Source organism: Hymenobacter daecheongensis DSM 21074, assembly GCF_900141805.1.
Taxonomy (GTDB): domain Bacteria; phylum Bacteroidota; class Bacteroidia; order Cytophagales; family Hymenobacteraceae; genus Hymenobacter; species Hymenobacter daecheongensis.
On the sequence record NZ_FQYN01000006.1, the window covers coordinates 250,931 to 275,463 of the forward strand.

The 24,533-nt window shown below is 53.7% G+C and carries 27 protein-coding genes; 20 read left to right on the forward strand and 7 right to left on the reverse strand.

Annotated features, from left to right (window positions below):
* The 5 genes from dnaB (at position 1) to BUB62_RS13240 (ending at position 6,708) form a co-directional block, all read left to right on the forward strand.
* The gene (dnaB, locus tag BUB62_RS13220; RefSeq protein ID WP_073110777.1) at positions 1–1,425 is read left to right on the forward strand and encodes a replicative DNA helicase; all 1,425 of its coding nucleotides are present in this window, start codon (positions 1–3) and stop codon (positions 1,423–1,425) included.
* Positions 1,426–1,746: 321 nt separating this feature from the next.
* Positions 1,747–2,799 (forward strand): DNA cytosine methyltransferase, encoded by a 1,053-nt coding sequence (locus BUB62_RS13225; protein WP_073110779.1) that lies wholly within the window; start codon positions 1,747–1,749, stop codon positions 2,797–2,799.
* A 6-nt stretch (positions 2,800–2,805) separates the two neighbouring features.
* A complete protein-coding gene (locus BUB62_RS13230) occupies positions 2,806–3,900 on the forward strand; it encodes an HD domain-containing protein (protein ID WP_073110781.1) in 1,095 nt (364 codons plus the stop codon).
* Positions 3,897–5,729, forward strand: a complete 1,833-nt coding sequence (locus BUB62_RS13235; protein ID WP_143164161.1) for an ORC-CDC6 family AAA ATPase — start codon at positions 3,897–3,899, stop codon at positions 5,727–5,729. The genes BUB62_RS13230 and BUB62_RS13235 overlap by 4 nt, the downstream gene beginning before the upstream one ends.
* Positions 5,722–6,708 carry a hypothetical protein gene (locus BUB62_RS13240; RefSeq protein WP_073110785.1) on the forward strand — a complete coding sequence of 329 codons (987 nt, stop codon included), beginning with the start codon at positions 5,722–5,724 and terminating at the stop codon, positions 6,706–6,708. The genes BUB62_RS13235 and BUB62_RS13240 overlap by 8 nt, the downstream gene beginning before the upstream one ends.
* A gap of 54 nt (positions 6,709–6,762) precedes the next feature.
* Here the strand turns inward: BUB62_RS13240 and BUB62_RS13245 are convergent, their stop codons facing one another.
* The gene (locus BUB62_RS13245; RefSeq protein WP_073110787.1) at positions 6,763–7,317 is read right to left on the reverse strand and encodes an HNH endonuclease; all 555 of its coding nucleotides are present in this window, start codon (positions 7,315–7,317) and stop codon (positions 6,763–6,765) included.
* A 67-nt stretch (positions 7,318–7,384) separates the two neighbouring features.
* The gene (locus BUB62_RS13250) at positions 7,385–7,693 is read right to left on the reverse strand and encodes a hypothetical protein (protein WP_073110789.1); all 309 of its coding nucleotides are present in this window, start codon (positions 7,691–7,693) and stop codon (positions 7,385–7,387) included.
* A gap of 239 nt (positions 7,694–7,932) precedes the next feature.
* On the opposite strand from BUB62_RS13250, the gene BUB62_RS13255 reads away from it, so the two are divergent.
* Together BUB62_RS13255 and BUB62_RS13260 are read left to right on the forward strand one after the other, a co-directional pair.
* Complete coding sequence (locus BUB62_RS13255) at positions 7,933–8,382, forward strand: LexA family protein (RefSeq protein ID WP_073110790.1); 450 nt, start codon at positions 7,933–7,935, stop codon at positions 8,380–8,382.
* A 125-nt stretch (positions 8,383–8,507) separates the two neighbouring features.
* The gene (locus BUB62_RS13260) at positions 8,508–8,897 is read left to right on the forward strand and encodes a hypothetical protein (RefSeq protein ID WP_073110793.1); all 390 of its coding nucleotides are present in this window, start codon (positions 8,508–8,510) and stop codon (positions 8,895–8,897) included.
* 97 nt (positions 8,898–8,994) lie between these two features.
* Here the strand turns inward: BUB62_RS13260 and BUB62_RS19075 are convergent, their stop codons facing one another.
* Positions 8,995–9,414 (reverse strand): hypothetical protein, encoded by a 420-nt coding sequence (locus BUB62_RS19075; RefSeq protein WP_143164162.1) that lies wholly within the window; start codon positions 9,412–9,414, stop codon positions 8,995–8,997.
* Between the two features lie 92 nt (positions 9,415–9,506).
* Between BUB62_RS19075 and BUB62_RS13270 the strand changes: the two genes are divergently transcribed.
* Complete coding sequence (locus BUB62_RS13270; protein WP_073110797.1) at positions 9,507–10,781, forward strand: PD-(D/E)XK nuclease family protein; 1,275 nt, start codon at positions 9,507–9,509, stop codon at positions 10,779–10,781.
* Between the two features lie 49 nt (positions 10,782–10,830).
* Here BUB62_RS13270 and BUB62_RS19600 read toward each other — a convergent pair whose 3' ends face one another.
* Positions 10,831–11,037: a M15 family metallopeptidase gene (locus tag BUB62_RS19600; protein WP_234988694.1), complete on the reverse strand. Its 207-nt coding sequence runs from the start codon at positions 11,035–11,037 to the stop codon at positions 10,831–10,833.
* Between the two features lie 259 nt (positions 11,038–11,296).
* Complete coding sequence (locus BUB62_RS13280; RefSeq protein WP_143164163.1) at positions 11,297–11,506, reverse strand: hypothetical protein; 210 nt, start codon at positions 11,504–11,506, stop codon at positions 11,297–11,299.
* A 1,195-nt stretch (positions 11,507–12,701) separates the two neighbouring features.
* Here BUB62_RS13280 and BUB62_RS13285 point away from each other — a divergent pair.
* The 12 genes from BUB62_RS13285 to BUB62_RS13340 all read left to right on the forward strand — a co-directional run bounded on the left by BUB62_RS13285 (position 12,702) and on the right by BUB62_RS13340 (position 22,483).
* Positions 12,702–13,022 (forward strand): hypothetical protein, encoded by a 321-nt coding sequence (locus BUB62_RS13285; protein ID WP_073110801.1) that lies wholly within the window; start codon positions 12,702–12,704, stop codon positions 13,020–13,022.
* Entirely contained in the window at positions 13,015–13,410 is a 396-nt protein-coding gene (locus BUB62_RS13290) for a hypothetical protein (RefSeq protein WP_073110803.1), read from the forward strand. The genes BUB62_RS13285 and BUB62_RS13290 overlap by 8 nt, the downstream gene beginning before the upstream one ends.
* Before the next feature lie 48 nt (positions 13,411–13,458).
* A complete protein-coding gene (locus BUB62_RS13295; RefSeq protein ID WP_073110805.1) occupies positions 13,459–13,653 on the forward strand; it encodes a hypothetical protein in 195 nt (64 codons plus the stop codon).
* Between the two features lie 56 nt (positions 13,654–13,709).
* Positions 13,710–14,024 carry a DUF3846 domain-containing protein gene (locus tag BUB62_RS13300; protein ID WP_073110807.1) on the forward strand — a complete coding sequence of 105 codons (315 nt, stop codon included), beginning with the start codon at positions 13,710–13,712 and terminating at the stop codon, positions 14,022–14,024.
* Positions 14,025–14,095: 71 nt separating this feature from the next.
* Positions 14,096–14,821: a hypothetical protein gene (locus BUB62_RS13305; RefSeq protein WP_073110809.1), complete on the forward strand. Its 726-nt coding sequence runs from the start codon at positions 14,096–14,098 to the stop codon at positions 14,819–14,821.
* A 70-nt stretch (positions 14,822–14,891) separates the two neighbouring features.
* Positions 14,892–15,137 carry a hypothetical protein gene (locus BUB62_RS13310; protein ID WP_073110811.1) on the forward strand — a complete coding sequence of 82 codons (246 nt, stop codon included), beginning with the start codon at positions 14,892–14,894 and terminating at the stop codon, positions 15,135–15,137.
* Between the two features lie 20 nt (positions 15,138–15,157).
* The gene (locus BUB62_RS13315; RefSeq protein ID WP_073110813.1) at positions 15,158–15,799 is read left to right on the forward strand and encodes a PD-(D/E)XK nuclease-like domain-containing protein; all 642 of its coding nucleotides are present in this window, start codon (positions 15,158–15,160) and stop codon (positions 15,797–15,799) included.
* Positions 15,800–15,837: 38 nt separating this feature from the next.
* Positions 15,838–16,266, forward strand: a complete 429-nt coding sequence (locus BUB62_RS13320) for a very short patch repair endonuclease (protein WP_073110815.1) — start codon at positions 15,838–15,840, stop codon at positions 16,264–16,266.
* Positions 16,267–16,436: 170 nt separating this feature from the next.
* Positions 16,437–17,540: a DNA cytosine methyltransferase gene (locus BUB62_RS13325; protein WP_073110817.1), complete on the forward strand. Its 1,104-nt coding sequence runs from the start codon at positions 16,437–16,439 to the stop codon at positions 17,538–17,540.
* A gap of 2 nt (positions 17,541–17,542) precedes the next feature.
* Positions 17,543–20,491, forward strand: a complete 2,949-nt coding sequence (locus BUB62_RS13330) for an ATP-binding protein (protein ID WP_073110818.1) — start codon at positions 17,543–17,545, stop codon at positions 20,489–20,491.
* 21 nt (positions 20,492–20,512) lie between these two features.
* Positions 20,513–22,252 carry a response regulator receiver domain gene (locus BUB62_RS13335; protein ID WP_143164164.1) on the forward strand — a complete coding sequence of 580 codons (1,740 nt, stop codon included), beginning with the start codon at positions 20,513–20,515 and terminating at the stop codon, positions 22,250–22,252.
* 12 nt (positions 22,253–22,264) lie between these two features.
* A complete protein-coding gene (locus BUB62_RS13340) occupies positions 22,265–22,483 on the forward strand; it encodes a hypothetical protein (RefSeq protein ID WP_073110822.1) in 219 nt (72 codons plus the stop codon).
* A gap of 52 nt (positions 22,484–22,535) precedes the next feature.
* Here BUB62_RS13340 and BUB62_RS13345 read toward each other — a convergent pair whose 3' ends face one another.
* Complete coding sequence (locus BUB62_RS13345) at positions 22,536–23,321, reverse strand: HNH endonuclease (RefSeq protein ID WP_073110823.1); 786 nt, start codon at positions 23,319–23,321, stop codon at positions 22,536–22,538.
* 75 nt (positions 23,322–23,396) lie between these two features.
* Positions 23,397–24,431, reverse strand: coding sequence for a PDDEXK nuclease domain-containing protein (locus tag BUB62_RS13350; RefSeq protein WP_073110825.1), 1,035 nt, complete (start codon positions 24,429–24,431; stop codon positions 23,397–23,399).
* Between the last annotated feature and the right edge of the window lie 102 nt (positions 24,432–24,533).

Consider the following 24,533-nt stretch of genomic DNA (forward strand, 5'->3'; position numbering starts at 1 on the left):
ATGAGCCCAACCAAACCCACCCGCTTCACCGACCCGGCCCGCCGCGCCGCCGTTTCGGCCCCGACCGGCGGACACCTGCCACCCCAAGCCCTGGACCTCGAGGCCGCCGTACTCGGTGCTGCCCTGCTCGAAGCCCACGCCCAGCGCACCCTGCTGGCTTTGCTGCCCACCAAGGAAGTGTTTTACTCGTCGGCCCACCAGCAGGTATATCTGGCCATCCGCGACCTAGTGCAGCAAGGCGACCACGCCGACCTGCTCACCGTCGTAGCCCAGCTGCGCCACCGCGGCACCCTGGAGCGCACCGGCGGCCCCGCCTTCGTCGCCGGCCTCACCAGCAAAATCAACTCGGCCGCTCATTTCGAAACTCATTGCCGCATCCTGCAGGAGCAGCACGCCCGCCGTGTCGTCATCCGCGCCGGCACCGAGCTGGCCGCCCACGGCTACGATGATACCCGCGACCCGCTGACCCTGCTGGCCGATGCCCAGGCCCATCTAACCGGTCTACACCGTACCCTCGAAACCCGCCCCGGCCAAACGGCCGCCGCCGCTTTCGACGCCACTTTTGACCGCCTCGCCCAGGCCGTGCAGCAGCAGGGCCTGACCGGTATTCCCACCGGCCTCATCCAACTCGACGGCCTTACCGGCGGCTGGCAGCCCGGCGACCTAGTTATCTTGGCTGCCCGGCCAGCAATGGGCAAAACCGCCGCCCTGCTGCATTTCGCCCGCACCGCCTCCCTCGACCACGGCCACAACACTGCCGTTTTTAGTCTCGAAATGCCCACGCTCCAGCTCATGCAGCGCATGGTGGCCAGCGAGGTACCCGGCTACAGCAACTCCGACCTGCGCCGCGGCAACCTCCCCGGCGGCTTGGAGCAAGTAGCCCACATTCGCCAGCAGGCCCAGCGCCTTCAAACCCATGGCCACCAGCTGCACATTGACGACACGCCCGGCTTGAGCATCCAGCAGCTGCGCGCCAAGTGCGCCCGCCTCCACGCCCAGCACCCGCTAAGTCTGGTTCTTGTCGACTACATCCAACTCATGCGCGGCGACACCAAAGGCAACCGGGAGCAGGAGGTAGGCAGTATCAGCCGCAGCCTGAAAGAGCTGGCCAAGGAGCTAAATGCCCCCGTCATTGCCCTCTCCCAGTTAAGCCGCGACGTAGAGAAGCGCGGCGGCGAGAAACGCCCGCTACTCTCAGACCTGCGCGAGTCCGGCAGCCTCGAGCAGGACGCCGATTGCATCATCTTCCTCTGGCGTGGCGAATACTACAAAATCGCCGAATACGAGGACGGCACCACCACCGCCGACACTATTCTATTCGACATTGCCAAGCACCGCAATGGGGCCACTGATGAAGTAATTGCAGCTTGTTCAATGCGCCGAGGTGTTTTTTCAGACCTAGTAACCACCAGCCCGAAGGGGTAATGTATTTGAGAGGTATGCCGTACTACAGCTAACAGCTAGTGTGTTTGCTCAATGGACTGATTCTTCTCGAGCTCATACTTACACAGTCCTTAGCCTAACTGCTCAGTCAAGGGTTCTAAAATTCATGGGTACTTGGCTGAAAAAATAGGTTTACGACCCGTTAAAGTTCTTTCTTTGTAGTGTATATACACGCCAACCCTGTAAGCCTTTGTGTGCTTTTCAGGGTCCGTACTGCCATAGTTGCAGCACCTTGCAAGCTCCACATAAGCGCTGGTATTGGCCTGCTCATTACATTCTCCCTGAACAAGTTATAAGACAAAAATGATAGGCGTTGACCTCTTCTCCGGCGCCGGCGGCATGAGTGTCGGAGCTAGGCAGGCAGGCATTCGAGTGCATGCAGCAGTCGAGAATGACCCCCATGCTGCTCACACCTACCGCGCCAACCATCCTGATGTGCTACTGTTTGCTGATGATATTCGGCACCTCGTGCATCTGGATGTGCCACGCAATGAACCGCTGGTCATCTTCGGCGGACCGCCCTGCCAAGGCTTCTCAACCTCCAATCAGCGCACTCGCTCGGCCGAGAATACTAATAACTGGCTTTACGCTGAGTTTCTACGAGTCGTGCAGATGTTCACGCCGCTTCCCGAATGGATTGTATTCGAGAATGTGAAGGGCTTCACTGAAACTGCCGATGGCCTTTTTCTACAGACCGTCCTCGACCAGTTACGGGGATTGGGCTATACAGTCACCAGCCAGGTGCTCAACGCTGCCCACTTTGGCGTACCCCAACGGCGCAACCGTTTTTTCGCCATTGCTTCCCTGCATGGCCATGAGGTGCATGTACCACAGCTTTGCACCCCACCTGTTACCGTTGATGAGGCTTTCGCAGACCTGCCGCCCTTGGAAATCGGCGCTAATTCTGACCGTTTACCTTACCGCAGTACGGAGCCGTCAGCATATGCCCGTGCCCTGCGTGGTGACCTTCAGGAGTGCGTCGGCCACTTAGTATCACGTAATGCTGCCGGCGTAGTTAAACGTTACGCCCATATTCCGCAGGGTGGAAATTGGGAGAATATACCTGCCGAGCTGATGGACAACTACAAAGACCATTCGCGTTGCCACACCGGCATCTACCATCGTTTGCACGCAGAGCGGCCCTCTATAGTCATCGGGAACTACCGCAAGAACATGCTTATCCACCCCACACAGCACCGCGGGCTGTCTGTGCGTGAGGCTGCCCGGCTCCAGAGCTTCCCCGACAATTTCGAATTCAAAGGCAGCATTGGCTTTCAGCAGCAACAGGTGGGCAATGCTGTGCCCCCTTTACTGGCGCGGGCAGTGTTTGATGCTATTCTAAATTGTAATCAATAAGCGTCTATGCCCCGTGTACCTAAAACATTAGTTGCTCGATTCAAGAAAGCAGCGGAGCAAGCTGAGTTATTCCCCTCGTTCACAACGAATAATTACTACCACGCCTACAGCACATTTGAATCATGGCTAGTAAGGAATGTGCACCCGCACGTCAACCAGAGGGCCATGATGATTGATGGGGGGTACTTGACAGACCACGGTCCAGAGCACATTAAAAGAGTTATTCAACGAGCGTCAGACCTGTTAGGCGCTGGTGATAAGATAGCACTGACCCCTTACGAAATTTTTCTATTGCTATCGGCTATTCAGGTCCACGACGCTGGCCACATCGAAGCTGGCCGAATTAATCATGAACAGAATGCTCAGCCTTTGCTTACACATCTGCCTGTAGACAGAGCAGAACAAAGCTATATTTTACAAATAGCTAGGGCGCATGGCGGGAAATTAGCAGATGGCGATAAAGACACCATTGAGAGGGGCCTGCCTATAAAGGATGACTTTGACGGTATAGAGTTTCATCCGCGTTTTCTTGCCGCGTTGCTTCGTTTCGCTGATGAATTGGCAGATGACCGTAGTCGAGGTGCTCGATACCTATTCGACCAAGGGAGAATTCCTGTTTCGAGCGAAGTATACCATGCTTATGCTTTGGCCCTTTACTCTGTAGCTGTCAACTCAGTCGACCACGAGGTAAAGCTAAGTTTTGAGGTGGAGGCTAACCAAGTTGACAAATTATATGGCAAAGGCATAGGTGTAGACGCACAAGGGAGCCCTATAATCGAAGAAGTTTATCTCCTCGATGAAATATTTAAGCGCACCTTTAAAATGTATCAGGAGTGTGTGTACTGCATGCGCTTTTTCCCGTCCCATTTACAGATTAAGAAGATAACAGTAAAAATTAGTGTAGTTGATGATGGTGACCGTTCGCCTGTGCACGAAACAATAGGCTATCAATTAACTGAGCGTGGTTACCCAAGGTTTGCAGATAATTCTGTAGCAGATATGTGTGGGGTTGATATAACATTTGAAGGTCGAGTCATTGATGGAGCGACTCTCAAGGAGCGCTTGGATGGTCTTAAAAATTCCACAACACCAGCAGTATGAATATTACATCCGACCCCTTTGCAGTCCAGACCCCAGAGGATATTTCAGCTGCAGATACTGTTGAGCTGTTCGTAGATGTATTCGCTGACTTTAAGCGCGTTCCAAAGCCGGGCCACACTTTTCTGAATGGTCCACGCGGCTCAGGAAAGAGCATGATGTTTCGTTTCATGCTTCCTGATTGTCAGGAGCTTAAACAAGAAAAACCCCTGCGCGAACATGAGTATTTTTCCATCTATGTACCCATTAAGCAAACCAGCCTTAATATAGTTGACCTTGAGCGCGTACAGCGGCACGCCAACCTGCTGCTTAACGAGCACCTACTTGTAACCTACATTGCCACCAGAGCTTTCAACAGCATAGCGCAGGTTGTTACCTCGGGTGAATACGATAGTCCTGAAGTACGCCAAGAGGCCAGGGACTTCTACAAGCTATTCACACGGAAAGCGCAGGAAAGCGGCTATAATAAAAAGATAGAGCCGCTGCCGGTTGAGATTTCGACGGCTGCCATCTTTGAGGAGATTGAAACCCTCTGTTTTTCGCTCAAAAATGATGTTGACCAGTATGTGAGAAGCATCTCATTTAGCGAGGAGCCCATACGCTACAATGACTCTATCTGCGTCTACCTGGATTTCCTTTTTCCTCTGCTGGACCGGCTGAGACAGCTTTCCTTTATGCCTGGAGGCCCCGTCTTCCTGCTAATTGATGATGCTGATAATCTGAGCGACATTCAGACAGTCATATTAAACACTTGGGTGTCATATCGCACCAGCGCACGGGTTAGTCTCAAAATTTCTACGCAGCTGAACTATTCAACTTTCCGCACTTCGAGTGGGATTACTATAGATTCACCACACGACTTTAACGAGGTGAACATTGCTACTCTGTACACCTCGCAGAAGGACCATTACAAGGACCGCATGTGTGCGATTGTGGAGAAGCGCCTTAGAAACGCTGGTTTTCCTGTTTCAGCCTACGATTTCTTCCCTGATGATAAGACTCAGACTAATAAAATTGACGCCATTTACGATAAAATAAAATCCGGGGAAATTGTCACCCCTGATGGCTACCGCGCCACGGACAAAGGTTATCGGTACGCCTCTTCAGAATATTTGAAAACCTTGGGCGGGGCCAGTAAGTCGCGGATGACTTTTCTCTATGCGGGCTTCCGGGATATGGTTGACATCTCTTCCGGCATTATCCGTCATTTTCTGGAGCTGGCCTCTCGCATGTACAGTGCAGAAAAAGCTAATATTGAAAAAGTAGCCAAGTTGAAGGGGCAAGAGCCCCGTCAGGTATTGAGCATCGACCCTGCTACCCAGAGTAAGGTAATTAGAAACTATTCGGAAGAATACCTTCACGAGGACTTGGACAAGCTCGTAAATGATGACTCGTCTGATGCTGGTAATGCCGTCAAGTTGCGCAATTTGATTAACTCAATGGGCGGCATGTTCGAAGTAATTCTCTTCTCTGATGCTTCTACCCGACGAATTATTTCAATTGCTCTGACTAATACTCCTGAGCCGGACATTCTGGAAGTACTCAAGCTAGGGGTCCGTTACGGCTACCTTCAGGAGAGCACTGTTGGCAACCGCGAAGGCACTGGACGCACTAGGCGCTATACACTGAGCCGTCGTCTTGCCCCTTCTTTCAACCTAATTGCTGAAAGTTTCGCAGGCGACAAGTTCATCACCAATACTGACTTGAGGGCGGCCATGAAAGACCACAAGAGCTTTGTGACTAAATTTAAGACGAAGGGCTGGCTAGGCGAAGCCACCACACGTAAGGCAAGTGGTCAACACTCACTCTTCGACGGCGAAGGCAATGAATAACGTAGACAAGGTCCAGCTCTCCGACCTGGCCTCACTTTATCCAGACAACATCGACCTGTTTATTTGCTGCGCAAGCTTCGAGACTCGTTGCTTGTCGATTGCAAAGGCATTAACGCCTGGCAGAATCAGTAAATCCCTGATTTGCTTTAGCGAGGACCCCGCTGGCCTTGGCCCCAAATTCAAAGCAAACAAGTCGATACTGCTGCAGCGGTTTGCTGCATCTGCTACCGAAGCTCCATTACGGCATAACGACCCCATTGCTACTGCTAACACTCTTGTTAGCAGGCTTAGTGTTCTGGCTAAGGAAGAAGTGCGCATATGCGTAGTGGATATAACCACCTTCACCCACGAAGCATTGCTAATTCTGCTTCGGGTGCTCACAATAGTATTCCACAAATCAAGCTGCAATATCACATTTGTCTATGCAGCAGCGCAGGAATATTCTGTCGGTGACCCCCAGTCTAAAAAATGGCTTACGCGAGGAGTAGGTACTGTGCGCTCCGTGCTAGGCTATGGTGGGGAAATGAACCCTGCGAAGGGCATTCATTTAGTAATTCTGATGGGATTTGAGCAGGAGCGGGCGAGAAAGCTTGTCGAGCTTTTTGAACCAGCCAAAGTTTCACTAGGTATTGGCAGAAAAGCTACATCCGTTAATGAGAGTCATTATAGGATTAATATGTTCAGCTTTAAAAACTTGGCTATTAGAAAGGAGGAAGTCGATAAATTTAACTTTTCCTGCACGAGTCCTGACCAGACGCGCAAGGATTTGCGGCGCCATATAAGCAAATACACTGACTATAATACTGTCATTGTAACACTCAATACTAAGCTGTCTACAATTGGAGCAGGCTTATACTGCGTAGAGTCGCCACAAACCCAAATTTGCTACGTACCGGCTAACCTTTACAATGTAAAAGGTTACTCATCACCTGATGATTCCTGCTACGTCTACACCCTAGAAAATTTTTGGAATCTGTAGATGGATTCGAAGCATTAGGTAATAGCATGTTTGATGCTTTCAAAAGGAGCGAGCCTATTTTTTGTTTTCACGTACTCTCTGCCGAACAGCAGTCGAAATTTCGTCCGCTTTCTTCATGAGGTCATAGATTTTAGACTTTATAGCGCTTAACTCCGTGACTTCGCGGCTACAGTGTTCATCGATGATTTCCCTCGTATTAACCACGCCTTGGCTGATATAGCGCGCAATCATTATCAGTTTTTGTTGCTTGGTCGCCTGGTCTAAGTTACAGGACTGAATATATGCAGTCCATGTTTTACTGCCTTTGCTGGAGTTGCAGGCTTTACAACACGGGACCAGATTACCAATTTGATGCCCGATACCTGAGAATTCTCCTTTGCTAACTGTCGAGGATACATGGTCCCAGGTTTCAGCTGGTTTATCGCAGTATACGCACGTAAGGTCACCGCTCGGGTCCTGACCAAGTATTTTGAGGGCTTCCTCGATAGATTGTTCGTTGTACTCATCAGCAGCTGATAGCGCAGCTGCAAAAGCATGGTTGATAGTAGTCCACCTTTTCTGGTAGATAGAGTAGTCTTTTAAGTGGCTCTTGATAGACTGCTTTTTCATTGCTTTTTCATTGCTTTTTTACATGCGTTAGGCAGAGTTGCCCATTACGTGAGCCGCAATAGCAATATCAACATTGCACAACCAGCACTGCCCCACACAATATCGCATCCTCATCCTCCGCATCAAACGCTACCCCCGACACGGCGGCCACCGCAGCCATAGCCGCCGGGTTTGCCTCCTCCTCACTATCGAACACCGAGTAGGCTACGTATTCCGGCCCGCTGGCCAGTACATCCACCAGCCCCGGCGCGCAGCCTAGTAGCGCCGGCACCTGGTCAGGCACCCGCGCAAATCCGGTTGCCGGGTCCGGCATACAAAGGCCCTCAAAGGATACCAGTTGCGGCGGCTGGTGGGGCAGGTAAAGCATGGCGTTCATCTTAACAGGTTTATTGCTCGTTTGCAAAGGTCATTGTTTGACGGGCTACTGCTGCCATCAAATCTGCTGCCCCGCACATTTTTTAGTACGCTCCAGGCGCTAAAACGACCCGCTGTTCACTGCGCAGCCAGCCCCAGCCAGCTACAAATACTAGTTACTAACTATATTGGTTAAACATCTACTAACTTTGTTAGTATTATTGCCGTTGCATACGCCCGTTCACTCCTACCGATAGTCTTATGTCCACCGTCGAAATTCTGCAGGTCATTCAGGAGCCCCTGTGGCTCATCCAGTGCGAAACGCCCGTTCCGGCCGGCTTCCCCGGCCTCGCCGACGGGGCGCCTCTCAGCAAAATCGACCTGAATAACCTGTTGGTGCCCCGTCCCGACTGCACCTATCTGGCACGCGTCCAGGGTACCAGCATGGACGGAGCCCCCTCGCACATTGCCGACGGAGCCCTGATGGCCGTTGACTGCTCCCTCACCCCTGAGCCAGGCGACATCGTGGTGGCAGCTGTTGATGGAGAGTTTACCGTCAAGCGGCTTGAAAAGCGCGCCAACGATTACTGGCTCATCCCCGACAACCCCACCCATAGCCCCATCGACACCAGCCGGCTGGGCGACCGGTTCGAGGTTTGGGGCGTCGTTACCTACGTCTTCAACAAGATGCAGCGGGGCCGGCACCGCTAGCCTATCCATGCTGGCTCATGTGCGTCTGACAAAGCGCGCGTGTTAGTGCATATGCTGAGCAAGTGGTTTGAAACTGATGAAACCTGTCGTTTATTGCTCCCTACTCCATCATAAGCTACTTCCAGATGAAAACCGTTGCTACCCTCGAACACCTCACTGCAAACTTGAAAAAGCTGGAGCATTACATCCAAGCGGGTTCTACTGATGAGCAACAGGAAGCCCGGCGGTTTATCGAACAGGGCACGTGCTTTCTGGCTTACCACGACGGGGGGCAGATGCGCTTTGCTCCAAGCCGGTTTATTGGCTACCAGAACAATACATTCGACAAGCACAGCAGCAATGCGGAGCGCGACGGCCGGGTAACCAACCCCGCAATATCCAGACTGCTTAAAACGTCACTGCCGCTGCCTGATGGGGAATTGGAGGAGCAATACCAGCAGTATTGTCACAGCTTGGGTATTACCCCTCGCCCTAAAGGCAGCTTTGGAGTGAGCCGTAAATACTGGAAGCTGTAATCAGGTCCATGCTTAGCGTCAGCCGCTCCTATATCTTCCATGACAGGTAGGACGACGCAACGCGAGGTAAGCGGCCGGCCTGCACTAGGCGCAAAGTTCAGAACCGCTCATCCAGGTGCAGGGTCCCATCGATGTAGTACTGTGTAAGGTGACCGGCCAGCCGCAACGAGTGCGCAAATTCTGCCCGCTCGTGCGCATCCTGCGCTGAGACAGCCACAACGCTGAATGACTCCTCCAGATAGGGTAGAGGTCGTAGCTCCTTCGGCAGATGCGGCCCGTCTTCACCAGTGATGCGCACCTGATATACCTGGTAGCCTTGTGGCAGCTGTTCCATCTGATAGACAGAGTCTGCTCCGCAGCTCCGGCACTTCACCTGCAGGCTGATGCCTGATTCGCCTTTTGCTATAACACGGCCCGATGAGTGCGGCGTGGCCTGCTGCTCACTAGTGCAGTGTAATGACAGAAATCCTTTCGGTGTATGACCGACGCCGGTAGAGAGAATACGGGTATGCGCCATGGTCAGTTAGGTAAAAGAAGGAGGGCTGAGAGTCGGCATCTGATGTAAAGTTCGCAACTTCGGCCCGTTCAATACAGCCATTAATTTCATATATGAATAATCTGACTGCGTGCCTGAATGCCGTAGCCTCAACCGTAAGCCGGGTGGACCAAGAAAACCGCTTGGTAAACCAATATACCGCTCGCGACTTCACCCCGTTCCGCTTTCTGTCCGGTTGGGGTGAAGTGCCATCTACCCACATGCTGGCTTTTTTTCTCGACCCCAACGAGGACCATGGCCAAGGCACCCTATTCCAGGAATTGTTCATTAAACGGCTGCAGCTACAGCCTGCTGTTGGTGCCCGACTCCCCAAAACCCGCTGGAAAGTAGAAGCCGAGCGTCGCCATGCCGAATACGGCCAACTGGATATGCTGCTGACAGCGGCTGACCATTCCTTTGGCATCTGCTTGGAGAACAAGCCCCGCAACCAGACTATCGACCAGCCCCAGCAGTTGGCTTCCTACCGAAAGCTCCTGCAGCACCGGCACAACGAAAGCTACCTGCTTGTTTATCTCAGCCGCGAAGAAAGGGCCCCGAATTCCGATAGCCTGCATCCTGATGACCGTAAAGCACTCACCAGTTCGGGGCATTACATCAACATCACATACCGCAGCTTTATTCTGGACCTTCTCCATGACTGGCATCAAGCCGTTCACCCCGAAAGCCTGCGCATCTTCCTGCGCCAGTTTCGCCAGCACATCGAGCAGTGGCTACAATTTGAAAGCACAAAGCCAGCACAACTTATGCAGGAACAAGAAGTAGCCGCCACACTGGCAACATCTGCCGCCAACGTGCGGACAGCATTCGAAATTCATGCTTCCATCGGCGCATTGCGTCAACAGCTTCTTAGCCGTCTCACCCAGGGCTTGGTCGCTGCAGTGCCCGGCACTGTGGGCGCAGAACACTGGAAGTATAAGGGGTTCTTCGGAGCGGAAACTTATCGGGGATTTCTTATTCGACGTCCATCGCCTACTGGCATCTTCGATGACCTGCCTTGGGGGCGTTATGCTATTGTACTCGAGTTTCTTGATGGGAAGCTGATGTACGGCGTGAGATTTGACCGGATTGACTGGCATCAGGGTGATACAGGGGCCTCTGCTCCTTGGCCAAATGAGATTTCTGCGGCTATGAGTCCGGGCCCAATTCCCGTACCATTCAACAGCAATGAGTGGTGGCCATGGAAGGTTTATGCCAGTCAGGAAAACGGCAACGACCTCTATCCCGCCATAGCTGATACTGACAGCGACTTGTGGAAAAAGCTCAAGCCCGAAGTAATCCGTTTGGCCGAAGCACTTGATACTTGGTGTGCCATTCCAGCCAACAATTAGCTATAACCAAAACGAGCGGACCATCTGGTCCGCTCGCTTCATTTCCACTCTACACCTCAAAATGCGGCCGGTCCTTGAACCCCGGCCAGTCGCCGCCCCAACGCACCCGCGCATCGGCCGCTTTCATCAGCCGCGCAAACTTGCTCAGCAGTAGCCCCGACCACGACACCTCCCCATCAGGCAGGATAAACGCCACATCCAGCGCCGGCGTGGGCAGCTTATTATGCTTCGATTCACCCCCGCGCTTATAGGTCACAATCGGCCCGGGCTTGCTGCGTCCCTGCTTATAGAGCTCCTCCTGCCGCTCCGGCGACCGGTAGCACTCCGTAATAATCGGCCGCCCCGCCAGCCGAAGCACCGGGTCACCCAACCACCGGGCTAAAGCCTGAGCATACGCCGCCCCCAGGCTCGGCACCGCCTGCGCCAACCGCGCAGTCTGGACACGTTGCTGAACCCCGCTCAGCTGCGGCAATGACCGCTTCCCCGTCCGCTCCGCGAAACGGCCAGCCGGTACCTTACTCAGCGTCGACACGGCCGGAAGCAGGCGCGACGGGCGCCTTTTCCGCCGACCCCGGGGCCGGAATCTTAACCACTACCTCCGACTTTTGTAGCGCCTTACGCACCGTTGCCCAGATGGTGACGATGGCCACCAGTGCCTGAATGACGAGGTGCCCGTACTGCTCAATCTTGTCGGGGTCGGGCGGCACCAGCTCATTGCCGGCCACTTGTCCGAGGAGGGAAGTGGCAAGGATGTGTGCGAGGTGCCCGGCTTTGGTGCTGCTAAACATGGCGTTTGTTTATGTTACTGTGTTATAATTTGTAACAAACATACGTAGTAAAAAGCAACAAGATTCACAACAGAGTCGTTAGTTGTTTTGTATTATTTTGGGCAGCCCCTTCGGGCCGGGCTGTCCGCCACTCCGCTTCGCTTCGGCCCTGCGGGCAGCCTTCCGATGGTCGGCTTGGCTACCATCCCTGCTGCTCCTGACGCTCCGCCAACAGCACGGCAAGCCGTTGCCAATTCGCAAGGTCACCGCCTCCCGCTGGTCGGCACCTCCCATGCGAGGCCCCGGCAGCCTCCCCACACGACCCTGACGCTCCGCCAGCCCGCCGCCTGCCGTGCCACCAGCCCTACGGGACAGGCCGCCCGTCATGCCCCTCTTGCCAGCCGCCCCGGTCCCGGCCGCCGTTCGGCCTCGTCGCTACCTTGCTCCGCAGAGTTTTGGGCTCCGTACCTCCGCCCAAAACCCCGCTACGCCGCGTCCGCTCCTCTGCTGCACGTCGCCCCGGCCCTCTCCCCACCGCACCGACACAACAGCAACCATCGACTCTACAGCTGCAGCCCTGACGCCAGCCCACCGCACCGCTGCCAGGCCGCGCAAGGCCAGAAAAAAGCCCCGCGCCGCCTGTCAGCTCCTCCTGATTTCGTTGCAGGCCGCAGGCTGAAAAGCCCGCCGCCTGCGGGTAAAGCTTGCGTTCAGGCCACGCAGGCAGAAGCAAGGCCCGCTTCGCGGAGAGTCTTATTGGGGAGTGCCCCAAGCCCCCGCCATCATGCCCAGGCTGACGCCCGGTCATCTGCCTCGGGTTCCGCAGCCTGAAAAAGGCCGCTACACCCTCATAAGGCCGGCTCCGCCGAGCGTCCATTGGTGGCTGACCGCCCCCAAACCCCGGCAATAAGGCATTTAGGTGTCGTTCAGTCGGCCACGTTCCGGCTAGGCTCGGCAGTCCTTGCTAAAATTGCACTTTTCCGACCTGTTTTCTGGTTAAAAATATTCTAACAAGCCCTGTTATTTGGTTGCATTATGTTTGATTAACAAACATTTTGTTTGTATCTTTGGGTAGCAAGTCGGGAAAGGCCCGGCTGCCCGCCCTACCCGGAGGCCTACGGCGCGGGGCATCCCACGGCTAACATCTACAGCCATGCAACCCAACCAACTTCTGCAGCTCGCCGCTGCCGCCTGGAAAGGCCCCGCCCTCTGCTCGTTCTCGGGCATCTACGTTTCGCAGTCTGCCGCCACCTATGGCAAGGGCAGCACCTCCTGGCACGTCATGCTCAGTCTGGCCCAGCGCCCGGAGTGCCAGCCCGCCGGTGGGTTTGCCGGCTCCTCCCCATGCCCGTTTGAGGCCTTGCGCCTGGCTTTTCGCGCCCTGCGCGCCGCCTACCCCGGCTATGCCTTTGGGGCCGTGTGGGAGGTCATGAAAGCCGAGGATGATTTTGCCGGCGTCCCCGCTCATGCCTAGCGTCGCCATTGCCCCAGCCGCGCCCGTCGTGGGCGCGGCTGCCGGCAAGCTGGCTGCCCTGCACGCCAACCTTGCCCGGCTGGAGGCCATGTTTCCGCCCCGGCCCCAGCCCGCTCCCCAGCCCACGCCGGCCCCCATCGACCCGGCCACCGTTGCCGCCCGCCTAGCTCTGGCCCGCACTCAGTCAGCGCTGTTTGATGCCCGTGCTGCCAGGTATGCGCTGCGCGACGAATACCGCCCCCAGCCGGGCCGCTTCACTCAGCTTCGCGCTGCCATCATGCGCTACCGTGAGGCCCGCACTGCTTACGCCGCCGCTGCCGCCGCTTTCCACGCCAGCCCGGCCGGCGCTGCCTTGCAGGCTGCCCGCGCCCGCTACCCGCTTTTCTAGCCATCAGGCCCGCGTCGGCATCGGTGCGGGCCACTAAGCCCCTTTTTCATGGACTACGAACCAACCGAGGCCGAGCTAAACGGCCTCAGCGGCGATGCGATAGCCGCTGATGAAGCCCAGGCCGCTTATTACGAGCAGCAGGAGGAGTGGGAGCGCCAGGCATGGTACCACCACGAGCAGGAGCAGCAAGGGTGGGAAGATGGCGAGTACGAGCAGATGATGTTCGAGGTCGAAGGCTATTAATCCAATCCATTCACCAAGGGCCGCCCGCCGGGGGCGGCCCCTTAAAGTGCCCCGTCATGCCAAAAACCGCTACCACCTACCAGCCCCATTTGCTCGACCCGCACAGCGCCCAGCCGCAGCCGGTGAGCCCCGCCAACGGCCGCAGCTTCAAGCTGGCCGAGTTGTACCAGCTGCTCGATTGCCGTCTGGTCGATGTCGTCCGCCTCACGCCCGAGCTGATTCTCATCATCGACGACGAGGGCAAGTTCCGCAACCCGGCTTACCTCAATCTGGTGGCCACCTACCTCTGGTATCACCACCAGCCCGCAGCGCGAGGCCATGATTCCATCGTGGGCCGCGCCATTCTCTGCCACGACAAGCAATTCAAATAAGCAAACGGCGACGGGGCCGGCCGCCAACAGGCCCCACCTTTTTTCATTCCCAACCCCAACCATTTCCCATCATGTCCACCAAAGTAAAAGCCCAGCGCACAGCCACTACCGAAGCCGGTGCCGCATCCACCACAGCGGCCCCCGCATTCACGCTCAGCGGCCCCATTACGGCCATGCCTGCCTACCTCACCGAGAAGGCCGACGAGGCCACCGGCGAAGTTCTGCAGGTTTCCCGCTTCCGCTATCTGCCCGGCCACCCGCGCCAGATTCGCTTTGATGCCAAAGCCGGTCAGTTCAACATTGGCGGCACCACGCCGCTCGGTAACTCGCTCCGCTTTATTCCGCTGGCCTGGCGCATCTTCCAGGACGACATATTGAACATGGGCCGCAAGTTGTGGGCCGAGCTGTTTTTTGCCGACGACAAGGGCGCAGTTTGCGCCGTGCTCTTCCACGGCTACAGCGTCGAAAACCTGTACCGCCTGATTGAGCCCCTGTTTTACGACGACCTGACCCTGGCCGACGTGGCCGTAAAGGTGACGGCCGAGAAGAAGCAGACCACCAAGGAAGGCAAAACGGCCACCTACTACATAGCGCAGTTCAGCTACGAGGCCGCCGACCCGGCCGAGGTAGCTGCCCGCCGTGACTTCGCCCGCGACTTTCCCATCTGGCGCGCCGAAACCTACACCGGCGCGGCCGATATGCGCATCCAGCACGGTTATACCGTGCCCGCTGAGGAAGAGCACCACGAGCCGGAGCCTGCCGCCGCCGAGCCCGGCGCACTGCCCGAGGCTGCCTAGCATCACGGCCCTCACGGTACCCGCCGTGGGGGCTATCCGGCTACCTGCTTACTCCTTAAATCTTCAGTTCATGGATACCACTACCGAACAGCCCCAGCTACTCATCGAGCAGCAGCCCCACGATGAAGCTGAGGCCGCTTCACTGGCGCAGCTCGCCGAGTTACTAGCTGCCACCGACCCGCTACCCGACCTACGCGACCTGGCCCCGGCCGTGCGCCAGCTTTTCCCCGCGCCCGCTTACTTGGTCGGCTGTGGTAGCGCCCACATCTGGCTGCATCGTGTAGGCGACCCAGCCCGCCTGGCTCTCATTCGCTAACTCCCATTTTCCCCACTGCCATGTTTCACGACCTCACCTCATACCCCGGCCTGACCCAGGAGCAGCACCGCGCCCTGCCTCACGTCTCCAATACCGACCTCTCCGAATTGAAGGCCCGGATATTAGGCCAGCTGCGCCGGCCCAACCCGCAGGCCCTGGCTTTCGGCTCCCATTTCCACAGCGCCACCTTGGAGCCCGCCACCTACGCCCGCACCCAGGAGAAATGCCCCTGGCAGCAGTTGGAGCAGCTGGCCCGTCAGGTACGCCGCCACCGCTACTGCCGCGACGTGCTGTACCGCGGCACCGCCGAACTGACCCACACGGCCACTCACACCGCAACCGGCGTGCAGGTCAAGATTCGCCCTGACCTGGTAGTGGTAAGCCCCGCCGGCCGCCGCACCACGCTCATCGACTTCAAAACCACCAGCTGCCCCGACCTCCCGCACTTCCTGGCCAGCGCCGAGCAGTACGACTACGACCGCCAAGCTGCCCTATACCTCGACGCGCTGAATGCCACCCGCTTCCTGATTATCGGCGTGCAGAAGAAGGCCCCGCACGCCGTATGGCTCTTCGACGCCACCGCTACGCCCGGCTTCATCGAGCAGGGCCGCAAGAAGTACACGGCGCTGCTGCGGCACCAAGCAGCCCAAATGTGTAGCTAGAAACTGCACCTTCTGAGCCCTTTGGTCGTTTTAATAATATGTCAGATGTACACTCCCCAGCTACCCGCAGCTACAACATGTCGCAGATTAAGGGCAAGAACACCAAGCCTGAAATGCTTGTCCGTCAGTACCTACACGCTCATGGTCTGCGCTATCGTCTCCACACCAAAGACCTACCCGGCAAGCCCGACCTTGTACTGCCAAAGTACCAAACGGTTGTTTTCGTGCACGGCTGCTTTTGGCATAAGCATCCTGGCTGTCCGAAAGCAGCAGCTCCTAAAACCCGCACTGAGTGGTGGCAAGAGAAAATCGGCCGTAACGTCATCAATGATGAGCGTCAGCAATCTGACTTAACTGTTAAAGGCTGGAAAGTGCTTACCGTTTGGGAATGCGAGCTGAAGCCGGCTCTCCGCGAGAGCACTCTCCGACAACTATTTGAAGAAATCACCAGGGCAAATTCTGCATAAGCAATAAGTTGTAATAATCCTAGATTTAACTCTCAGGTCTTAGCCGATTGATACTTATTCGCTTTCTTTGGAGTGCTTAGCACATAAGTTCAGTATTTTCGCAAGTTTGCCGTTACCGGCCTTGTGTAGGAAACTGCCCTGAACACAGCAATAGAATTTCTACCTAACACATGCCTCCTACTTTACAAGCTGTCGACTTTTTCTGTGGCGCTGGCGGTATGACAAACGGCTTATTACAAGCTGGTATAGATGTAGTTGCAGGGGTTGACAATCACCTTCCCTGTTCTCAAACTTACCAACATAAAACCAATAACGTCAGGCCGAACGGCACACCTTCGCAGTTCCTGCATAAGGACATCAACTCACTTACAGCAGATAAGCTGCTCGAACTTACCCAGCTCAAACGCCGCGACGACAACCTGGTACTTGTCGGGTGCAGCCCTTGCCAGTTTTGGTCTAAGGTTAATACAGACAAGAATAAATCAGCTCAGGGTAAACGCCTTCTAGACCATTTTAGAGACTTAGTGCTGGATATTTTGCCGGCCTACGTCGTAGTCGAGAATGTGCCAGGCTTATCGACCCGTGCCGAAGATTCCGGCCTCGATGAGTTTCGGAATAGCTTACGCACAGCAGCATTACCCTATCGGATTTCCGAGGGAGTTGTTTCGGTAGCTTTTCACGGTGTGCCGCAGAAACGCAGACGCTACACCTTGATTGCAACACGTCTCCCTGGCGAAGTTTCTCTTCCGGAGGCAACCGTGGCAACAGGTGCTTGGCCTGAAGATATGGCTGTGAAAAACTTTCTAGGTTGCAGCAATGGGTTCGCACCTATCCCCGCAGGGCACAAAGACCCGACAGGCTTCCACCATAGTAGTGCCATACTACATCCGCAGAATCTAGAGCGCATTAAACTCACGGAAAAGAACGGAGGGAAACGCTCCGCTTGGCGCAACAACGCTGAGTTGATGATTCCCGCCTACGTGGGGAAAGACGAAGATTTTCCGGACGTATACGGCCGAATGTCATGGGATGAACCGGCCCCGACAATTACTACCAAATTCAACTCCCTCTCCAACGGTCGCTTCGGTCATCCGGAGGAAGACCGAGCTATATCCTTGCGGGAAGGAGCTACCCTGCAGACTTTTCCCAAGGACTATTCATTTGTGGGAGGCCAGTTAGAAATAGCTCGCCAGATTGGTAATGCTGTACCACCGGAGCTAGCCCGGCGTATCGGTCACCAGTTGCTCACGCACTGGACCGCTAATCAGCACTAAAAATGGCTCGTTTCAAAACCCGCGCCCGCGCAGTCGATATGCTCGGTCGGCAGCAGATAGCTGGCATTCCGTCGGCGATAAGTGAGCTGTTCAAAAATGCGCATGACGCGTACGCCGACCATGTGGAGATAGACTTCTACAGGCAGAATAAGCTCTTTGTATTGCGCGACGACGGCTTAGGTATGACGCGCACCGACTTTGAATCTCGTTGGCTGACTATTGGCACAGAAAGCAAACTGAATGCTAAAACGGGCCTTAAAATGCCCCCAAGTGCCCCAGGAAAACCTAAAAGGCCCATTCTGGGAGAAAAAGGCATTGGTCGACTAGCCGTTGCATCTATTGGTCCGCAGGTTCTTATTCTAACCCGGGCTGAGCGAGCCGATGGCCTGCACGACTTGGTTGCTTGCTACATCCACTGGAGCATCTTTGAACAGCCTGGGCTTGACTTGGAGGATATAGAAATCCCAGTAAGAACGTTCCCTGCTGGCTCCCTTCCAACGAAGCAGGATGTGGATAGTATGACGGAAGCATTTGGTCACAACCTAATCGGCTTAGAGAAGGAGGTGCGTGGGCAATTTGAGGCTGACTTCCGAAAGATGAGTATCGACCCTAGTGCAGTTGATGGGTATGTTAAAAATCTTAGTCTGGCAGGCAAGGGACACGGCACGCACTTCATCATCAGTCCGACCTATGATGTATTGTTCGCTGATATCGACAATAGGTCTGAATACGAGGCTTCAAACCTAGAAAAAGTTTTACTAGGCTTCACCAATGAGATGACACCGGGGCACCCCACGCCGGTGATTAAAACTGCTTTCCGAGACCATCAAGGCGCTGGTCGCATAGAAGACTGGGCTACCCGCAACCGGTTTTTTACTCCCGAAGAGTTTGAGATTGCTGACCATAGTTTTCAAGGTACTATTGACGAGTATGGCCAGTTCCGGGGCAAGGTAAGAGTCTATGACCATGAGCCTGTTGCCTATACTCTACCCTGGAATCAAGGGCAGGGTAAGCCCACCGAATGCGGCCCTTTCAAGATAGATATAGCTTATATTCAAGGCCGACATAAAGAGTCTCTATTAGCCACTAGCAAGTCTAGTGCTGAGTTTGGCGAAATAACAAAAAAGCTGAACCGGTTCGGAGGCCTTTATATCTACAAAGATGGTATTCGCGTCCAGCCTTACGGCCAAATTGATTTTGACTGGTTAGGCATCGAACAGCGGCGTACACTTAGTGCTTCCTTCTATTTCTTCTCTTACCGGCGAATGTTCGGGGTCGTAGATATAAACCAGCAACATAATGCTGCCCTACTTGAGAAAGCTGGCCGTGAAGGGTACCGCGAGAACGTCGCCTACAAGCAATTCAAGGATATCCTGAAAAATCTGATAATTCAGCTTGCTATAGACTTTTTTCGAGATGGGGGCATATACGAGCCACAATTTGTTGCCAGAAAGCAGGCATTGGTACGCTTGGAAGAGGTTCGCCGTAAACGCGAAAAAGGAGTTACCGCCAAAAAGAAGAAGTTAGACCAAGAATTGGAGGTGTTTTTCCGCGCCTATGAATCAGGAGCACCAACTGAGCAAGCCCAGGAATTTGCCGAGGGGTTGAGACAACGTTTGGTCGAAACTAAATCTTTCAAGGATACTAAAATGGCAGCGCAGATGGTGCTGGATATTGAGGAATCGGCCCGTCGTAATCTGCGCAATTTGGAAGAATCGTATTATGTAGCTAAACCGAAAGGTATAGGTTTGAGTCGAGCATTGGAGCAGAAATACGATGACTACTCAGTCATGTATCAAGAATTACAGTCCACTGTTTTTAACAAGGTCCGGCAAACTGTTGAGGAAGAGATAACCACTGCGGCCAACGAAGCCCGCTTAGAGTTAGACCGCCGCGTCCGGATAGAACGTGCCCTGAAGCAGCTCGCTGACCAAGCCCAAAAAACAACCCGCGTAGAACGAGCCGAAACCAATGAAGCTGTTGGCAAAGTCCAGGAAGAAATACGTCTGGCTGTGCAAGCAAGTATCACTGCGGTAAACGAAGAGGTACGGGAAGTTTTGGCTGACTTTGCAGCAGCCGACTTTAGCGAAATGGAGGAGGCTGATATTGTCACCGTACGCGACGACCTCGAACGACGTCTGATTGACGTTAAAGAGAGCAAGCAAGAACTGCTACGTGGAATTCGAGCACAGCTGGAGGAAATCGACGTGGAGAATCCAGGTGCTCGCCTTGATGAAATGGAGGCAGTGGAGCGCCGTATGCTTGCACTAGAAGAACGTGCCGAGTTAGACTTACAGTTGACTCAAATGGGAATGGCTATTGAAGTTATCAACCATGAGTTTGATTCTAGCATTCGAAGCATTCGTGACCAACTTCGGCTGCTTCGTAATTGGGCTGATGTTAACAAAGGTCTTGATAAAGTATATCAAGGCCTACGTACCAGCTTTGACCATTTGGATGGTTATCTAACTTTATTTACGCCACTTCATCGGCGTTTGTATCGTGAGGAGGTGACGATTAGAGGCACGGAAATAGTCGAATACTTAACGGGACTCTTCGAACAGCGCTTAGACCGGCATGCCATCGTGCTAAAGCATACTAAAGCTTTTGCAAATCTCAAGCTGACCGGCTATCCGTCAGTCTATTACCCTGTATTTGTCAACTTAATAGACAATGCCATCTATTGGCTAAAGGACCATCGAGTTGAGCAGCGAGTGATAGAACTGCATGCAAGTGGCAAGACCATGTTTGTATCAAATAATGGTCCCGCAATCTTGGAGAGTCGCCGCGAATCAATTTTTGAAAGTGGTGTTTCTTTCAAACCGGCTGGTCGTGGCCTTGGCTTGGCAATTTCAGCTCAAGTTCTGGCTAATGCCAACTACAGCTTGACTTTAGCTGAAGAGCCACGTCCTGAAATGACAGTTACCTTTTGCCTAGTTCCGACTAAATAAATCAGCTTCCATTCCTTTTATATGCCCGCAATTCTACCTACGCCAGCTCCTATTTTCAAACAACGCTCCAGGGCAGCCGCGAGGCGTTTCCTACAAACAGCTATGCTGTTTGATGATAATGCTACGTTCGAAGAGTTGAAAATATCTATCAAGGCTGAAGATGTTAATACTCCCAACCTAACGGGACCAGAGGAAATAGAAACTCCGTCCGAAGAAGGTACTGCTGGTACAGCGCAGAAGGAAAAAGAAAAAGAAACAGAACGTAAAATGGGCGAAAATCTCTATGCAAAAGCCATCAATGATGCTTTTGCTGAAGAGGGTATAGTCTGCGGAGTAATTAAGCCTAAAAAAGACGATATAACTGCGTTAAACGCAATTAAAAAAGCAGCCAGACGAGCTGATATAGTAGTCGTTGACTGGTTTATTAACGATGATAAAGGTGAGACAGCGCTAAACGTGATAGAAGGTATCCTAAGCGAAGACAAAGCAGAGGATGGAGAAGCTCACCAGGGACGCCTGCGCCTACTTGCAATCTATACCTCTGAACCAGATTTAGCCACTATTTCTCTTAAAGTCAAAACCAAGTTTGGATTTAAGAATACCGCAAATAATACCAAGGGCAGGTATACGCTGGCATTAAATGAAAATGTCCGGCTTTGTATATACCAGAAAGACAGAGGCAGCAAAAAGAACATTGGACCAAATAAAGAAAGAGTAGTAAGCGACAGTAATTTGCCTGGGAAACTTATCGAAGATTTCTCAGACATGACTAGTGGGTTGCTATTTAATTTGGTTCTCAATGCACTAGGGGCATTACGTGAGAATACTCACCGGCTAATTCAGAAGTTCAACAAGTCGGTTGATGCTCCGTATTTTTCCCATAGAGTATTATCGGACCCCATGGAGGACACATTAGGCCATCCATTATCCCTTTTCACGGCGGAGATTGAAGACATACTTCTTGACCAGGAAGTAAACCGTTACATTAATGAACAAGCCGTCGCCGAGTGGCTTGAGTATTTGAGCTCTGCTGATGCTTTAAAATTTCCTACTGACACCTCTACTAAAGTTTTAGACGCGCTAAAGGGCTTGAATCAAACAGGAATTGTTGGATATGTCAAAAAGAATAACCCTAGCGGGATTGACCAACTATTGGGGTGGCTAAAAAGTTCGGACCAGAAAGGGGAAGTAACTAAACTCACATCTGCGTTTACTAAAAACGTAGCAGAAGCAAATTCAAAAGACAGGGAATTTGCTGCACTCACAACCTTCCGCTCTCACTATCGCCTACCACCTCCACAGTTGAAGTTAGGGTCTGTAGTTTGTGTAAAAGAAAGAGGTAAACAGAAGTATCTGATATGTGTGCAGCCCGTTTGTGATTCCGTACGTCTTAAGAAACCAGATACCTTATACCCATTTCCATTTATTGAGATGGTAGAGGTTACCGGTGCGTCGGATGGGTTTGACCTTACGCTTAAACATAATAAAAAACAAAAGCAGTTTGTTATCCAGAAAAAGCCGTCAAAAATGCGGCTTTTAGAATTCAAGGCAGATGCTGTCCAACAGGCCGTTGTTGCCACGCAAGACCAAACTACTACAAACTGGTTCTTTCAAACTGCTACTCCAAAGAAGCTGGAGTGGATTGGAGAGCTAAGATTTCCACACGCTCAGCGCGTAGCAGCTAACCTTGCTACAGAGCTTTCTCGTGTCGGGTTAACTGAATCTGAATGGACAAGAAGAGCAGCAAAGAAAATCAAATAAAATCTTCATAAGATGGCTAATGTCACTCATCTGGAACAGGAGGAATACATACCTAATCCAGACAAAACCAAGCCCGTTACCGGCTACTTCAATTTCGATACAGGGAAGTTTCGACTCTTTAGCCGAGCTTCAGGAGCTTCTCCCGCTACGGGCAAAAAACAGGTTCTAGAGTTTGACAAAGAACAGGCCCGTGAGCTCTATCAAAAGTTGGGAGAATTTTTAACTCAATAGTTGAGAATGAACTAAAAAGCAGGATGCCCAAAACTCTTGGGTATCCTGCTTTTTAGTTTACGCAGAGCCATTTTGTCCGGTGCCAAGCTAACAACTCCGGGTCGGGCAAAAAACGCTTCCGCGCTGGCAGTCTCAGCATTTGCCCGTGAAAGCGCCCAAGCAATGCATCTGCCGCCGCAGCGTCAGAGCGACTTCCTGCCCGCACAGAAGGCACTACCTCTATCACATAGTCGTCGGGCCGAACAGTGAACAGACCTAATTCAAATGCGCGGTCATGTAGGGCATTTAGTGCAAGCCCGTTGCGCGGGTTCATTCGATTGGCTTCATCTTCGCTCCATGGCTTGATATGCCCTGCCACCAGTAGCGCTGGCTGATGCAGCCCCGTAATGCAACAAGTATTGTCGTAGGCAGCCATAATGGTTTTGCGGAAAAACTGCTGATTGACCCGCACCTTTACCAACTGCTCTTTAACTCTACCAGCCGGCACAGGCGGGAGTGGTTCATAATTAGCAGCCACCTCTTCTAGTGTAATATTCTGCTTGTATGCGAGCAGTTGTTCACTCTCGTACGCTCTGTCCGACCAGTCGGCATAAAACTCATTCCAGACCTGCTGGTCAAGTTCACTGGCATTGCTCATTCCGGCCCGGTTCAGACTAGGGTCGAGGCTAGCAAAGTTTATCAGCTTCAGCGCTACCGAATCAGGAGTACGATTGATAAGGCCGGCCAAAGCAATTATTTCCGGATTTCGGCTATGCATTCGGCCAAAAGGCAGTTTGCAATACAAGTTGATTGCCAGCAACAACTCGTCGCGAGTCCAAAGGCGTTGGCCAGGTTTCATTCAGAGCGGTATAAGGGCAGGCATGAGGAAGTAAGCGCAAAGTAGCACTCTTAAGCCTACCTGCCTCGCCAATAGCTACGCCTCTGGCGGCTCTGACACCCCCAGCGCAGCATCCAACTCTTCCGAAGTGGGCAAACTGCGGCGCAGCTCGGCGGGCAGGGTAGTGGTAAGCTGCCATTCGGCCACCCCGATGGGCTGGCTCAGCCCGCGCAGCGCGTACTCGGCCACCACCCGGTTTTGGCTCTTGCATAGCACCAACCCGATGGTAGGCTGGTCGGTCGGGTGGCGCAGCAGGTCGTCGGCCGCTGCCAGGTAGAAATTCATCTTGCCGCTGTCCTCGGGCTTGAACTCGCCCATCTTCAGGTCGATGATGACAAAGCACCGCAGTCGTAGGTGATAGAATACCAGGTCCAGGTAGTAGTCCTGCCCGCCGACCTCCAGACGGTATTGGCTGCCCACCAGCGCAAAGCCCTTGCCCAGTTCCAGCAGGAACGAGCGCACATGCTCGAGTAGCCCGCGCTCCAAATCCCGCTCCTTCGCCTCAGCGCCCAGGGAGAGAAAATCAAACGTGTACGGGTCCTTCAGAATCTGCTGCGCCAGCTCCGACTGTGGCGCGGGCAGCGTGCGACTAAAGTTGCTCACCGCCCGTCCCTGTCGGTGGTAGAGGCCGCTTTCCACCTGCACGGCCAGCACGTTGCGGCTCCAGCCGTTTTCACTGGTCTGCTGCACGTACCACGCCCGCTCGGCCGGGTCTTTCACCTTGTCCAGTAGCAGGCAGTTGTGGAACCACGGAATTTGTGCAGCAGCCTGCTGCACAATTGCCAGCTCCGGCCAGGCTACGGCAAAAGCCCTCATATACTTGAGGTTGCGGGGCGAGAAGCCCGACGCTTCCGGAAACTCCTGGCGCAGGTCCTGCGCCAGCTGCTCAACCACCTTAGCACCCCAGCCTTGCTGCTGCTGTCGTTGCAGAATCTGGTAGCCAATGCGCCAGTACAGCTGCACCAGCTCCGAATTCACCGCCAGCGCCGCCCGTACCTGCGTTTCGCGGATGTGGCCCTTCAACTCAGCCAGGAACTGCGGATAGTCAGACGGTAGCGGGAGAGTAGGCATAGGGCGAAGATAGAAAGCGGCTAAGGGAAGCAAAAGCGCACCCCGAAATTACCCCTGCTTGTCACGCCACGCTGCAAAAGATTCTGCAGACGGTGTCTGCGG